At 57.2% G+C, this 15,484-nt stretch carries 7 protein-coding genes and 2 pseudogenes; 2 read left to right on the plus strand and 7 right to left on the minus strand.

Translation table 11 applies throughout. The features are described 5' to 3' along the window. Positions 1-15: 15 nt before the first annotated feature. From PSH81_RS12800 to PSH81_RS12820, 5 genes and pseudogenes are all read right to left on the minus strand, one after another. Positions 16-285, minus strand: a complete 270-nt coding sequence (locus PSH81_RS12800; protein ID WP_305392689.1) for a WXG100 family type VII secretion target — start codon at positions 283-285, stop codon at positions 16-18. Beyond that, positions 285-1,010, minus strand: coding sequence for a VWA domain-containing protein (locus PSH81_RS12805; RefSeq protein ID WP_305392690.1), 726 nt, complete (start codon positions 1,008-1,010; stop codon positions 285-287). The genes PSH81_RS12800 and PSH81_RS12805 overlap by 1 nt, the downstream gene beginning before the upstream one ends. Before the next feature lie 336 nt (positions 1,011-1,346). After that, a pseudogene (locus PSH81_RS12810) lies at positions 1,347-1,463 on the minus strand (IS5/IS1182 family transposase); the annotation flags it as partial. A 151-nt stretch (positions 1,464-1,614) separates the two neighbouring features. Next, on the minus strand, positions 1,615-7,812 hold the full coding sequence (locus PSH81_RS12815; protein WP_305392691.1) for a DEAD/DEAH box helicase: 6,198 nt from the start codon (positions 7,810-7,812) through the stop codon (positions 1,615-1,617). A gap of 8 nt (positions 7,813-7,820) precedes the next feature. Then, on the minus strand, positions 7,821-11,171 hold the full coding sequence (locus PSH81_RS12820) for an STY4851/ECs_5259 family protein (protein WP_305392692.1): 3,351 nt from the start codon (positions 11,169-11,171) through the stop codon (positions 7,821-7,823). 469 nt (positions 11,172-11,640) lie between these two features. Between PSH81_RS12820 and PSH81_RS12825 the strand changes: the two genes are divergently transcribed. Further along, positions 11,641-11,865, plus strand: a complete 225-nt coding sequence (locus tag PSH81_RS12825; protein ID WP_305392693.1) for a hypothetical protein — start codon at positions 11,641-11,643, stop codon at positions 11,863-11,865. A 432-nt stretch (positions 11,866-12,297) separates the two neighbouring features. On the opposite strand, the pseudogene PSH81_RS12830 reads toward PSH81_RS12825, so the two are convergent. Beyond that, positions 12,298-12,486: pseudogene (locus PSH81_RS12830) on the minus strand (transposase); the annotation flags it as partial. 340 nt (positions 12,487-12,826) lie between these two features. Continuing rightward, on the minus strand, positions 12,827-13,741 hold the full coding sequence (locus PSH81_RS12835; protein ID WP_225595727.1) for a LysR substrate-binding domain-containing protein: 915 nt from the start codon (positions 13,739-13,741) through the stop codon (positions 12,827-12,829). A 268-nt stretch (positions 13,742-14,009) separates the two neighbouring features. Here PSH81_RS12835 and PSH81_RS12840 point away from each other — a divergent pair, with 268 nt between their 5' ends. Beyond that, positions 14,010-15,032, plus strand: coding sequence for a zinc-dependent alcohol dehydrogenase family protein (locus tag PSH81_RS12840; protein ID WP_192300956.1), 1,023 nt, complete (start codon positions 14,010-14,012; stop codon positions 15,030-15,032). Positions 15,033-15,484 lie beyond the last annotated feature (452 nt).

Raw genomic sequence — 15,484 nt, forward strand, 5'->3', positions numbered from 1 at the left:
GCCCTTGCGACGTCCTCAGCTCTGAAGGTAATCGCGCAGGCGTGACGCCAGGGCGATCAAGTAGGGCACCTGCTCAGTCGCATTCGCGTTGAACTGATGGAGTTGCTGGACGAGCATGTTGAACTCGTCTTCGAACTGCGAGCGCTTCTCGTCCTGCCAGGTGTCACCGAGCGACAGGAATGCGCCATCCAGGGCGCCAACACTGTCGTTCAGCGCGTCGGTGAATCTTTGCAGTGCATACGCAAAGTGCTCTAGTTCTTCCGGATCGCCAATTGCCTGTGCCATTACCAGTAGCCTCCATCATCTGCATCGGGTGCCGTCGGCACCGCTGACTCCTGTCGGGCGCCAATGGTCGTTGGCTGGACATCGATCGAGCTCGCTGGCGGTATGGCGTTAGGTGCCTGCGATTTGGTGCGGAGGGTCACCGACATGGTCACAAACTTGAAGAAGTCTTTCATTTGCCGCGCATTTTCTGCGTAGAAAAGCGGGTTTTGCGTGCCCTCGATGAATGCTCCAAGAACCCCCTCGTCGGCATCGGCACCGATGGCCATGGCCATACGATCGCATTTCGCGGAGCGTCCTTCGTTTACGAAGTCACGCAACGCGCCTTTCCAGCCATCGTTCGGTTGTCCGTCCGAGACCAGCACCACGGTCGGGCGATAAGCGCGCGATGGCACAACGTCCTTGTCTTCAATCATTGCCTTGGCCATTTCAAGCGCGACACCCAGCGGGGTCATGCCGCTGGCTGCAAGTGTCTGCCACTGAATGTTGTTGGCACTGGCCAGGGGTTGATGCAGCGTGACCTCTGAGCCGAACGTGATGATCGAGACCCAGATTTCGGTCTCGCTGGTCTCGTTGCCACGGAACACGTCGAGCATGTCGCGCACCGCTTCATTCATGTTGTCGATCTTTTCTCCGCCCATGCTGCCGCTGACATCAAGCAAAAGGATAACGGGCAGTGGCTTGGCTTTTGGAGCCGTAAATTTCGATGGGTCAAAGGGAGTGTTCATGCGCGATACTCCTTGGAAATGATGATGAATAGGCCGGTGTGCAGGCCGCGCTGGTCGCACGAGTTCATTGAAAAACGGAAAGTGCTAACGAAGAGTGGAAAGGACGCATAGGGGCTGATGGCAGCCAGTGATGCCGGGAAGGCTTAGAGAAAGGAGTAAGGGGGCTAAAGGAGGAGAAACAGCCCGGGCAGCGTGTGACCATCTGGCGCATAAGACTTCCTTGTTCTTAACCGTCGTCTATCGACATCAGGTTGCGAGAGATTAGGCCATACTACCCATATAGATAGCAAAGCGCCACTTTTCTGCGGGGCACAAGCACGTGGTAGATAACGAGTCCTAGGCACTGTACGAAAAGAGGTGTCGTAAGCACCGCCGGCAGCAGGCCAATGTGACCATTGCTGCATAACTTGTTGCGAGTTTACAGTAGCGAGTCGCCAGGCGGCGGTGCTCCTTCGTAAGGTGTGTTCGCCGGCCCCTTACGGTTGAACATGGTGGCATGGTCCATTGAAGGAGTGACGCCATGGTCAGTGGAGTTGATTTGACCCGAGCCTGTCTCAGTTTATTGTAAATGGCCGGCGTAAGCCGGCCCTACATTACGGGGCTATCAGGTAACGGAAAGGAAAACCTGGGTGTTCTCATCGCTGGCAGCTACAACTCTGCACCGGATATGTTCCAGAATTTCCTCTCCAAGTTGACTCGTTGCGAAGTCGAACTTGAGCATATAGGACTTCTCGCTACGGTCGGCCTCCCAATACGAAAGCCCCTGATCAAGCTGGACCGTCAGTTTTTTGCCGGAGCGGAGTTGCAGGTGCAACTGGCGGAAGTGCGGCAAGGACGAAAGGCTGAGCACCTCGCCGCTAAGGCCGCAGTATTCCAATGCTTGGCAGATGGCATCGTCGCGCTCGCGAGATGAGTGCCAGTCATGCCGGCATTGCCATGGCGCCCGGTTGTCATCCTTTTGGTACTGGCGACCCTGGATGCGGATGGCGAAGTTGGTAGCACTGACTCGTCCAAGCTCATGAATCACGTTGACCAACTGATTCACGACCAGCGGGCTGCATACATATCGATCACTGTAGACCAGCTCTGTAATAGGGTCATCGCCTGATAGTGCCTCATCTAGGATGCTACCTGCCTCATTTCTGAGATGTTCCCAGAAGCGTTTGGCAAAGCCGCTGAGCGAACCATCCAACTGACCTCCGATCTCAACCTTGATCAGGCCGGGGGTTGTGGCCGGCATCAAGTCGGATGCATTCAGTATCTGATCTGATAGCAGTGCGGGTGGTGCTCCTCTAACAATCCGCGCACCGGCCGCAGCTAAATCCCAAGTATGGCCCGGGATAGTCAGGTGCACATTGTCGCTGGCCCAGGCGGTGTTGCATCGCGGCCCCTGCAGGGTGATGTTCAGCGCTAGAGCACCAAGATCCGGCATTGCCTCATGGAGGCAGATCTGGATGCCGCTGAAGGTGAGTCTTACAAGCCATTCCTTCTGGTCAGCTGGCAGGGCTGCATAGGTGCTATCCAGTATGTGCAATTGGACCTGATGCCCGGCAGCTTCCCAGCTCTGCAGTTGATGTCGCAGACGGCGTGCGACGGCCAGATCCCAGTCTTCGGCCGGTGCCGAGAGATAAACAGCAAGGGTCTTCGCAGTGTCGTCCTGGGTGAGAGCCTGCTCGACGGCTTCCTGTAGGGTGGAAATGTCCGCCCGGCTTTGCGGGCCGAAGACCGCGAGCTCGGTTGGCAGTGCCAGCCCGGCAAGCCAGGCCTGATTGATCCATGCCAGTGCGGCGTGGCGATCGAGGCGATCAGCCTCAAAGCGAGTGTCGAAGCTGAGTAAGCAACGCTGGCAGGCATGCGTGCAGTTGCAGCTGTCGAGACGGGTGATGACCCGCTGCCACAGGTTGGACTCATTCAGCCGCTCTGCTGCCTGTGTGGTGTACCCACCGCTACGCAGGTCGAAGACCCGGATGGCACTGGCAGGATAGCCATCAACCCTGATCGGGCGGCAGTCACAACCCAACTCCTCAGTTTGCACGCCCAGTTCCGCTGCGATCGCTTCCCGAAGTGCTACCGCAATCGAATAGCCAGAGACATCATCGTACAAGAGCTCACCGCTGGAGGGGTTGCGTAGTACCAACTCAAGTGCATCGGTGAGACTGTCATGGCCAAGGTGGATACCTTGCTTGATTTTCCAGTTGTTGTGGCTGCCGGGGCAGATATTCTCCCCATCGTCACTCTTGCCGCCGCGCAGGCGTTTGTGTTCCGCCTTCTGGCGGAAGATGGCTGGCAGATGCTGTTCGTTGGCTGGAGCAGCCATATCGGGATGGCTTAGCATGGGCTCTGCTTTCCCGCACTCAAGACAGATGGCGAAGCCTTTCTGGCTGGCTCCTGAGGTGTAGTGGAACAGGTGGGCCTGCTGACTGAAGCGGAACTGACCGAGTGCCGGGTTGGCCAGGCAGATCCAGCTGGCAGGTACATTCAGCCACGGTGCCTGGACAGGCACATATTGCAGCTGGCTGATGTCATTGTGCGGTTCGTCGAAGAAGTCCACGGCAAAGCCTGCAGGCACCAGATACTCCCGGATATCCTCCCGTCCGATAGGGGCACCGCATTCCTGGCAGTTGATTTCCAGCCCTGGATTGATAGCGGTGTCGCTGGCCCCACAATGACGGCAGAACCAGGCTTTTTTGAAGAGCTGCAGCTCCTTAACGTTTTCGGCAGATGCCGGGGCGTGCCAGTTCAGCGTGATGCCGGATGATTTGTAGACCAGACCGTCCATGACCAGCTCGGCTCCTGGTGCATATTCGCGTAGCCCGGTGATACGGTCTCGAGATGCCAGCGAGCGATAGCGGGCGCGGTTGTCCTCGCGTTTGTCAGTTTCTTCCTGCTTCAGGGTCTGCATACAGCGATTGTCGAAGCTGACGATATCCGTCGGGAAGCCATACCCTGGCAGGAAGCGCCGGTTAGCCAGCTCGCTGAGTAAGTATTCCTTCTCGATGCGACTGAGCTGGGCTTCCATGGCGCGGGAGGCTGCGGCTTTTTTGTCGTCAATCTGCTGCAGTTGCGCGTAGCTGGCCGAGTGCTCCTGTTGCCATGCCTGCGTGATTCCGCTCAGGTTGCTGCCGGTGCGCTTAAGCAGTGCAGGCTGCGGAGTTGAATCAAGAATGCTGCGACAAGTGATGTCTTTGAGGGCCTGAGCCACCAGTGGCTCCACTTTGCTTGCCTGATTGTTGCACCACAGACAGAAACGAGTCGCCAGCGACATGGGCATTTCGCCTTCGAGGAAGAACGTGCCAGCAGTCATCGACTTGATTTCCTGGGCTGAGACAACGTGCTTGAGCCAGTGCGAGAGCAACCAGGCATTGACGTGACGCTGGATCAGATCGGGGCTTTGCAGAGACACCTTGGGCATGCGCATGGGGGTGTTGAAGGGCCAGAGTGGGCTATTGAACACGCTCTGGTCATGCGGGGTATTCTTGCAGACAGCCAGGGCCAGAGAGCGCCCTTCGCGGCGGCGGCCTGCACGGCCAGCCCGCTGCAGGTAGTTGGCTGGGTGCGGTGGGACGTTATTCATGGCCACCACGCTAATGCCGCCAATGTCTACCCCCATCTCCATTGTGGTCGAACAGCTAAGCAGGTTCAGCTTGCCAGTCTTGAACAGGACTTCGTAGGCATCCAGTTTGTTTTTTGATTGTTGGGCCGAGTGCTCGGCTGCACGGAAATAGTTGCCGCCCTCGATGACCAGATCCATGACGTCCGACCAGAGAGCAGCTTTACGAAGCTGCTGAATATCAGGGTGCTGATTTAGCCATTCGCGGATCGCCAGCAGTCCATCATCGCCGGAAATATGCAGAAGAGCTTCCGGTGGGCGGGGCAAGGTGTAGGGCAACACATTTACGACCATGTTACGGTCGGTACGGGGGGTGTAAGGGCTGAGCTGCTCAAACGGCGTGTCGATAAAGCGCCGAGATACAGGGCAGAGATAGACCTCGTTGGGCAGACGAAAACTCACGTCCTTGAGATCAAGCTGATAGCCGTCGCCGGACGAAATCAGCAGCTTCGTCTGCTGGGTAAGTGCATGCCAGGCTTCCCGCAGGATCGCGTCAATTTGATCCCTGTGTGTAGACGTGGAGTAGTTAAAAGCCTTGCAGAGCAGCAGGATTGCGCGTGATTGAATGCCATTGACGGTATTGACTGCCGGCCAGCGTGTGTAACGGCGGGAAAGCTTGTCCGCCTTGCCATCGAAAATAGGCTCTACCACCCACTTGGGACTGATTTTGGCGCCGATCAGTGATTGCCACCGCTTGTCGATATTCAGAACGGTGTTTTCACGAACGAAGAAGTCCAACAGCACCTTCAGATAAGAGCGCCAGGACTCGACCGTCTGGTGTGTAGGCCAGGCCATGGGCTTGCTGCTGATGCTTGCCAGCTTGGGATAGCAAACCTGCACCAGTCCCAGGGTTTCCAGGCTATTGGCACGTTTTGGTCGGCGATAGAACTCGCGTGCGAGAAGCATACTGGCTAGGGCGATGCTGTCTTGCTTGCCAAAAGTCTTCGGGGCGAGGCTGTGATAATAGTCCAGCATGGCCATCTGCAGCTCCGGCGTGCCGGCCAGATGATTGACCATATCGGCCCAGCTGATTTCTGCACCTTTGGCGTACTCAGCCTGCTTTTCCAGCAACTGTTGTAAGTACTTTTGCTCGAAGCGCCCCAATTTCTCCGCTGCCTCAAGTTCCAGCAGCTCATGCAGTTCGTGCTGTTCCTCCCCTGATAGAGTGCAGGCGGGCTGCGCTTGCAAAAGGCGGTGATAAACCAGTCCTCGAACTCTGTTGCGCTCGGAGTCCTGCTGCAGCTTGACCGCAATACGAGCAGTACCTTGGCGGCTGTCAGTGAAGGAGATCAGCTTGCGGCCCTGGAACGGTTTGCCTGTCGGCATCGAGTCTGGCGTGCAGAACTCCAGCAGGGTTCCAATCACTGTGCTCAGGGTGAAGGGGGTGCCAATACGTGCGGGGCGCAATAGGCTGCGCCCTTGAATGGTTGCACCACAGCATGGGCATTCATTTTTGTTGCTGCTGAACAGCTGCAGCCCGATGTATCCGTCCTTGGGGCCGTCGAACATCAGCTTCTGGCTGGTAGGATCCAGAAACTCTGGGTAGCTGTATTTGACTGGTCGGTTGGTTATCAGGGTTTGGGTTAGTGAGATGCGGTCTTCAGTCGGATCATTTGTATCGGCAGTTTCCTCGTCCAAGGAGAATTCATCGACCTGCTGTTGTGATGGGTCGATCAGTTTCCCATGGCTGGTAGCAACAGCCTGCAAGAAACTCTCGTTGCACTCTTCACAGGAAACTAGCGGCATGAGCGGCGCGCCGCAGTTGCAATGGGTTCGCTCCTCCGTATACACCATGCCAAATGGCCAGTCGGCATGGTTGAGTGCGGTGCTGGCCTTGTGTGTACAGTTTCGGTCCACGCAGGCTCGGATCGCTGGGATCACGTTATGGAAGAGATGGGCACGTAATGGCAGGAAGGAAATGCCAGCGGCATTCTTGGTGCCTGACATCAAATCCAGCCAGGCCAGTAGTTGGACAGGACTTAGATCGGATTCCCGGGTCATCCCTTTTAGGCTTTGTGGTTTCACTTGTCCCGCAGGAATAAACAAGGAACGTAGACGCCTGGCTGTCGGGCTGGACTCGAGGCGCTGGTAGCGCGGAGCGGATTGTTCCTGCTCGGCATCGATGGCTGCAATGGCGGCAGGCTGGTCATGCTTGGCATCGGGCGTCACATCCAACAGGCCGGGGATATCCCTATGGCCCTGCACTACCTCTACCTGTTCCGGAGCAACTCCGCCTATGTCAGCGAGGAATTTGCGCAGGCTTTCGATGGTCTTTTCATCCGAGCCAAAGGTGGCCGAAGTCGCAACAAAACGCACATCCTTCGCTTCAACCTTGAAGGCAAGCATCACACGCCGTAGCAATAATGCCATCTCGGCAGCCTGGGAGCCGATATGGGTGTGCGCCTCGTCAAGAATGATCCACCGCAGTTTGCCCGCAGATTTCTTCAGGATTGGCTCATCGTCTTTGCGTATGAGCATATATTCCAGCATGGTGGCATTGGTTACGAGCATCTGTGGCGGACGTTCGCGCAGGCTCTTGCGGTCGATTACCTGACCTTTGTACTGCTGGTCCGAAGCCTTACGTTCATTTTCCAGGGCGCCGGTGTACAGACAGTGTCGAATCTGGCCGCCAAAACCATCGGTCCAGGCATCCAAGCGGTTTTGCTGCGAGTTGATCAGCGCGTTCAGCGGGTAGATAAACAGGGCGCGAACACCTTCGGGGTCTTCACCAGCCTCGATCTCTTTTGCCAAATGGTTAAGGACGGGCACCAGAAAGCATTCGGTCTTGCCAGAACCGGTGCCGCTGGTCACAACCAGAGATTTCCGCTCCGGACTGTTGAGGATTTTCCAGGCCGCCAATTGATGGGTGAATAGATGGCGGTCGCCGGGGAATGAGTACTCCTGGGCAAGATCCTTGGGCGGGGAAGCCATGGCCTCGGCTAGTCGTCGGTGAAGCAAGCTGCCCCCTGCCAGAGAACTCATGGTTTCATCGCTTTCATCCCAGCCAAAGGTCGGCTCGAAAACCGGATCCGCAAGCCAGGCACCCGGAGTTCCGGGAGATGCGGTCAGCTGATCATGTAGGAACTGACGCAGATGGGGATTGCCAAGGCTGAGCAGGCCCTGAGCCGCACGTTCACTGCGGGTGCTGAGGTTGGTGGTCAGGGCGGAAAAATAATTCTTTTGATAGAGCATGGGATTCATCACTTCTGGATCGAGTCGACTTGTGCCATGACTAGGCCTAGCTGATAGGCCAAATCAAACCAGACCGTATCGAACTGGCGAGCGTTTCTGAGGCTGAACAGGCGCGTCGGGTCGGCTTGCCATTGTTGGCCATGACCGGCATGGGTATCGAAGGCAGCCATGAAAGGCAGCATCACTACGGCTAACTTGAAGTCGTTGGCAGGAAGCTTGCTGCGGCGGAGTAGTATTTGGCCGTGAGTAGTCTTCAAGAATGCCCCGATATCTGTATTCCCTGCGCCAGGATATTGATGGGTTTCAGCAGGGTTACGGTGGAACATCTGCTGCATGGCAGATTTCTCTCCATCGTCAAAAAGTCGATCTAACCAAATTCCCGCGAGCATTGAGGGATTTCTCAGGAAGAACCCAACATCCAGACTTTCGAGATCGAAGTAGCGGTGAAAGCCCTGCTCGAAAATGAAGCGCAGTGCGGGTTGCCAGCGGGACAGGTACTGGCTCTTGCTCTGGATGTCGTTGCGAATGACCGACAACAGGCGGGCATCGCTGGCGGCAAACTGCTTGCGAATTTTCGCGAAGGTGTCGAACCAGTGGTTTGGTGCGATAAGCAACCACTCGAAGGGCAACTCGGAGGGTAGGCGTTCAGCCATGCGGGTGGAGAAGCCGTCCAGCAGCAGTGTTGCCATGGCAAGAGCCTGCGGCTCACGTATCAGTGCCTGGCAAATATCCAAGCTGGCCAGCGGCAGGTGGTGCAGTCGGTCCAACAGTAGCTCCAACCTTTGCCAATCCGCGGCCTGCGGATCAGCGGTCATCGAGTGTAGGGCCGATCTGAGAAGGAGTATGCGCTCTTTACCATCCGCCTCGCAGAGCGCCTGGGTCAGCGGGGTAAATGCCTTCGAAAGGTCGCTTGTGGTCGGAGGGACAACGGTCGGGCGACTGTGCAACAGTGAGTCGTCGGGGGTGTACAGCAGCCAGGGGCCTACTACATCTGTCGGCAGTCTAACTAGCCAGCTGCCGGTGAACACTTGCTCGGAGAAATGTAGTGGCAGTCTGACCGGCTCATGGTCTGGCTTCGCCAGTGGCAAACCCAGCATCAGGCCTTCGGCCTGGGTCTGTTCAAGCAGAAGATCGCGACCACCATCGCTCAGGGACGCCATCTCTCTTTGGCTGTGTAGGCGGATGCGTGTCGAATAGCGTCCTACTTGCAGGCGAGCACGTGTCTGGTGAGCATGCATAAGCTCCAACTGGACAGCATGATCGAGTCCTGGGTGACAGGAAAGCATCTGCTGGATCGCCGGGATCAGCTCGAACAGGCGAATTTCGCGAATCCCGGTGTAGCGAATTTCCTGGGACAGAGTGGAGCGGGCGTCGATTCCACTGGACGTTAGGCGAACCTGCCAATGTTCAGCGCCCTGTGCCGACATCAGTACAGCGCGACAACCAATCAACTCCTCAATGGTCAAGGCCTGATTCGGCTTGAGAGGGGTACTGTTGCGCAGCAGAGTGATCCCATTGCCAGGGAATGGCAGCGTGATCCTTTGCTCGCCATCGGGCCATTGCAGGCAAAGCGGCACCGAGGTTTTGGGCCGGGCGCTCGAACTCTTTAGTATGAGAACCAGGTCTTTCCCATCATGGCGGCTTTTCAGCTCAATCTCTACGTTCTCGCAGCGTACGGGCACGTCAGGCCACTTGGTGAGACGAATACTTCCTTGAAGGGCGCAGGCACCTGGTACATAGGTGATGGACGCGCCCTCTGGGAGGAGCACGGCACGGGTGTTTAGCAGGCGCTGGCCATTCCTGCGCCAAATCAGCCGACATAGCCCAGGTGACTGGGCCTGGGCGAGCGGTAACTCCTTGCCTTGCGTGCGAACAAACAGCTCATGGGCAGGTGCGAAATTGGATAAGCCTGCACCTTGTTCTACTCGAAGGCGCGGTGTGCCGTGGTACAGCAGGCCCGGTATGGAGAGTGCCTCCAATCTGTTGCCTTGCCAGTAGGCTTCGGGGTGGTGGGGAGCGCTGGCGCTTATGGTGACAATGAAAGGTTGTTTGCGGTAAGTGAGCCGGGTTGTGCCGGCCGGAAGCTCCATCAGCATTTGCCCATCGGAAAGGCAATCGTGAAGCTCGCGAACCTCGCCATCCTCTGTAAACACTATGGTTTTTGCCGGCATGACCGCCAGCGCCGATTCTCCCTTGACCAGCGCATCGCCTTGAGCGAGCAATCGAGCAAAGGGATAGGCATTCTCGAATATCAACGGCTCGTCTGGGCTCAGCGCTTCGCCTCCAGGCAGGTCGGCGATGTGCAGGGTCGCGCCCCAGCGGCTGACGATCAATTGCGCGGCCTCATGTAGGTTGTGAATGGCCGGCAGCTGCCTGGCTATCAGCTGATACTCCTCATCTCTGAGCAGGGCTTCGCCGACCAGGTATTCCCGCTCGCCGATGCGGAGCAGCATCTGGAAGTGTGGTGGCAGTCGATCAGTAGCCAACCCCAGTGATGCGGCAACCTGATCTCGTTTGGCTTGTGCCTGCATTGCAAAGGTCAGCTCGTAGACGGGTTTGGAGTCGTCGGAGCTGAAGCGCAGGCCACGCTGAATCTGGAAAGGGGGACGTCTGGAATTGGGCGTGATGCTGACGATGCCCCGGACCAGACCCTTGATGAGGCTGGCTGCGGCCTGACTGTCGAGCGCGATGGGAAAGAGCTCTTCCCACTGAGGGCATTTCTCCTGCAGCTTTGCAATCGGATCTTCGGCACCTTGCAGGGCATAGGTCCTGCGGATATGCAGAACCGCCTTGACCAGATTGTCCAGCAACTCATAAACCGGCGCCTGCTGGTAGCAGGCGGGTAAAAGCGCTGCCTGGGCCTCGATCGCCTGACGCAGTTGTTCATCGTGCAGGCCGTATCCCAGCGCCTGCTCGGTGACCATGCGCAGCAGGCCGGAAAGTGCGCCCTGCGCCGATTCGACCAGGCGCATGGGCAAACCGCCATTCACCGCGACCAGGCCAATGAAACGCTTGCCTTCATCCTTTATGTCGGTCTGCAGACGCCATAAGCAGCGCCCATCAATGACCAGCTTGCGAGTCTTATCGTGGGTCATTCCCCGCTGGCCGGCGGCCTCGCACAGCGGCCCCCAGCGCCATGCGCCACCGGGATACTCCCGCTTCCACCACTCGGCGGCGAACAGCAGCCATGCTTGAGGGTAGCAAGGATTGATGTTTTGCCCTGCGGGAAGCTTCTGCAGGAGTTGGCGGAGTACCTCAAACTCTTCAAAAGAAGTTTTGTAAGCGAAAAGGGGGCGTCCATCTGGCTCTTTCAGCCCACGCCCGGACAGAAAGTCCGATATCCATTGATCAAGTGGCACGTAGAATTCCCTTTTTCGTGAGCAATGCACCTCGGGTGCTTGCGCTGACAGGATTTTGATCAAGATTCATGATTGTGACTGTCCCATGAATCAGCGCCCACGCGCGTTCCTTAGATAGCACTTCACTATCCTCTTCCATGTCTGCAACTGATCCTTAGGTCATGAACCATTCTGATGGCTAAGGGCTGCCATCAAGCATAATCCGGGACCCAATCTGAAGGGAAGGTCGAGAACCAGAAACGGTCGTGGACGCTGCACGAACTGGCTGTTCGCTGGCACACTACGCAGGGCAAACGGGCAACAGCAATCATGAGTCTGATCTAGCGTGCGTAGAAAAGGGCCATGATCCATATGACTGCCTGAAGGATATGCTGCAGTGGCTGCCGACGTAGCCGGCGAGTGAGATCGGCCAACTGCTGCGGCATCAGGGGACTTGGCACCAGCAGCGCCCCAGGTGCTCCAGGCTACTATGGGGCTGATCGCCGATCGAGTGTGCGGTGACCATGCAGAAGGGACACTGGACGCATTGAATATTAGAGACCTGCTTTATGGTGCTTCGCGAGATGAGCTGATCCGCGATGATGTTATGGGTAACGGATACCTGCAGCTGAACCTCTATCCATCTAGATTATTTGTGCCTACTCTCGTGCAGACTGCTCAAATCGAGGTGCGCCAAGAAGGCGGTATGCTATGAGGTCATAGAGGGTGAACAAGTGGTGGCGGATTATTCCCATTGGAACTCGGGCTGGGGGCCGGTGCGGCCGACGCAGCTGAGTGGGGCCTGTGGTGCAGCCTTAGTGACGCGCGGAACGGCCTACCGCGAAGTGCCTACCTCTGAAGGCCAAGTGGTTCGGTCATTCTATCTCTGGCAAGTTCAGATACTTCAGCGGAACAGCACGCAGGAAGCGTTCGATGAGGTCTTGAAGGGAGGGGGCTTCTTTGTCTAATCAGCTGTCGCTTCCACGCTGACGGGGTAGGGCGGCGCTGGTACCGGAACGTGACGCCCTTGAGCTGGGTGACCACCCAGCGCAAAGTTGACTCAATCAGTCCAAGCGAACGAGCGGCATCGATACTGTTGTAGCTTTGTTCTAGGCACTGTACGAAGAGAGATGTCGTAAACATCGCCTAAACATCGCCGGCAGCAGGCCAATGTGACCATGGCGAGATTACTTGTTGCGAGCTTGCAGTAACGCGTGGCCAGCCGACGGTGCTCTTTCAGCCAGCCAAATAGACTCTCGATGACATCCCGCTCCCGGTACTTGGGTTTGTCGAATAGCCGCGGGAGGCTGGGCTTCGGCTTGCGTTTCATGGCTCGGTAACCTCTGGCCGTTGGTCAGCGCCGATAATCCTCCGCGCCACGTCTGTTGGAGCAGCTTGGTTTTCGAAGGTGGTGAGCCTAAGCGGCGGTATTACTCTCGGGAGCACTCTGGAAAGCGAAAAAAAAGCACCGCGAAGACAGTTTTGGCACCCAAGAGGAATAGCGTGGTCGGCAGATTACCGAAAGCGCTCAGCATCTTCGGTTGGGGGCATCCTTTTCAAACCATCCCAAGTATGCCCTCAAATATGCCCCAAATGTAGCAATTAGCTGGAAGTTAATGGCTCTTCGAGGCTAGAAAACGGCAGAAATGATCAGCTAAAAAGCATGCGCAGAGCCCCTAAAGACTCTCAGGGTCGCCAAAAAACATCTGAATCCGCGACCGCAACCACCGCTCCCCGGGATCATTATCCTGCGACCCACGCCACGCCATATGCAGTTCAAACGAGCGCACCGGCAACGGCGGCTCCTCGGCGCGAAGGCCGCCGGCGGCGGTCAGTGCTTCGGCGGCATAGTCCGGCACGATGGCGACAATATCGGTGCCCGCCAGCAAGGTGCCCAGGCCGTTGAACTGCGGAACGGCCAGCACTACGTGGCGTTTGCGGTCGAGTTTTTCCAGTTCTTCGTCGATAAATCCGCTCAAGTCTCCCGCAAATGACACCAGGGCGTGGGGGCGGGCGCAGAAGTCGTCGAGGCTCAGGGCGCCGGGGACGCTGTCGGCGCGTAGCAGTTTGGGCAGGCTGCGGCGCAGGACTTTGCGTTTGGCGTTGGCCGGCAGGTCGGCGGTGTAGCTGACGCCGATGGAGATTTCGCCGGAGGCCAGCAAGCTGGGCATCAGGATGTAGTTGACGCGGCGCACCACCAGCACGATGCCGGGGGCTTCGGCGCGCAGGCGTTTGAGCAGTTGCGGGAGCAGGGCGAATTCGACGTCATCGGACAGGCCAATGCGAAATACCGCGGTGCTGGTCGCCGGGTCGAACTCGGCGGCACGGCTGACGGCGGTGGAGATCGAGTCCAGGGCCGGGGAGAGCAGGGCGAAGATTTCCACGGCGCGTGCGGACGGTTCCATGCTGCGGCCGGTACGCACGAACAGTGGGTCATCGAACAAACCGCGCAGGCGTGACAAGGCCGCGCTGATGGCGGGCTGGCCGAGGAACAGTTTCTCGGCCGCGCGGGTCACACTGCGCTCGTGCATCAAGGTTTCGAATACGATCAAGAGGTTAAGGTCGACACGACGCAGGTCGTTACGGTTCATCTTGTGTCCTGGAAGAGTCAGCGAGCTTGACGAGAGCGGCCATAAAAGAACCCCCTGGATTCGATTAAGAAGCATGACCGGCATGAATCTTACGGGGAAAGGCTGGTACTCTGCACCGGCTAATTGAGTTTTCCTACGTTAGCCGGGGTCTTTTCCTCGGGAGCGGAATCAATGACAGGCATGTCGACTATTAATGGTGACCTGTGGTCTTACCGGGAAAGCCCAGATAGAGTTCATGGCATTAGAGGTTACTTTGACGAGGTTTGCGATGTCCCGCACGATCCGTTTTCACAAGTTTGGTCCGGCCGAGGTGCTCAAGTGCGAAGAGCATGTAGCCGCGCAGCCCGCACCGGGCGAAGTGCAGGTGCGTGTCGAAGCGATCGGCATCAGTTGGTACGACATTCTGTGGCGCCAGAACCTGGCGTCTTCCCATGCGCGCCTGCCGTCCGGCCTTGGTCATGAGATGGCCGGGGTGGTCGTGGCCCTGGGTGAAGGCGTGGATGATTTGGCTGTGGGCGATAAAGTCGCCAGTTTTCCGGCCGAGAGCCCCAATGATTATCCGGTGTATGGCGAAGTGATCGTCCTGCCCCGTTCTGCCCTGACCCGCTATCCGGATGTGTTGAGCCCCATTCAAGCCAGCGTGCATTACACGCCGCTGTTGATTGCCTACTTTGCATATGTGGACCTGGCGCGGGTCAAGCCCGGCCAGTTTGCCTTGGTGACCGACGCGAGTCACTGCGCCGGCCCATCGTTCGTGCAACTGGGCAAGGCCTTGGGGGTACGGGTGATTGCGGCCACCAAGGACAGCGCCGAGCGTGAATACTTGCTGTCCCTGGGGGCGGAAAAGGTCATCGTCACTGAAGAGCAGGACTTGCTCATGCAGATCAACAAGTTCACCGACAACCGCGGCGTCGATGTGGTGTTTGATGGCTTGGGTGGCCCGCAGATGTCGTTGCTCGGCGATGTGTTGGCGCCGCGTGGCAGCCTGGTGCTGTATGGTTTGCAGGGTGGCAACCAGACGCCATTCCCCGCATGTGCAGCGTTCCAGAAAAACATTCAGTTTTTTGTGCACTGCATCGGCAATTTCACCGGCAAGCCGGAACTGGGCATCATCCAGGACCAAGTGGCATTGCAGCGTGCATTACGCGACATCAACCAACTGACCGCCGATCGCGTGCTGGTACCGCTGAAAACCACGGTGTTTGCGTTCAGCCAGTTTGTCGAAGCACACCGCTATATGGACGAATGTCCGTGCCGCGAGCGCGTCGCATTGCAGGTTGAAGCTGTTTGATCTGTAGGAGTATTCGCAAATGCGTGTCCAATGCATCCGAACGGATGGGGCGAATGCGCCATTTGACAGGGCTTAACCCGCGGCACGGTTAAGTCCGCTCAAGCACGCCGACCCAGCATTTAATACCTTTGCCCCTGACGCCGCGCTGAATTTCAGTGCGGCGTTGTCGTGTGGGCGCAAACAAAGTTTCGCCGGTTGTTCATCTGAACTGGTTTTCGGCACTTTTCTGTATCTGTTAATCAGTATTCGACTGCCGATAATTGTGCCTTCACTGTCATCTCAAGGATTGAGCAATGATTGAATGTCTGACATTACCGTCCCATGCCTCTAGCACTAAGAGGTTGTTTATATGTTCGCGCAAACGAAAAGCGCAAGCGTCAGAAAGTACTGATCAATAGCCGCTGAATTCACGGTTTTGCTTGATTGTTACTTGTCGGACGCTTCTCTGACTT

It is taken from the genome of Pseudomonas sp. FP2335 (assembly GCF_030687535.1).
Taxonomy (GTDB): domain Bacteria; phylum Pseudomonadota; class Gammaproteobacteria; order Pseudomonadales; family Pseudomonadaceae; genus Aquipseudomonas.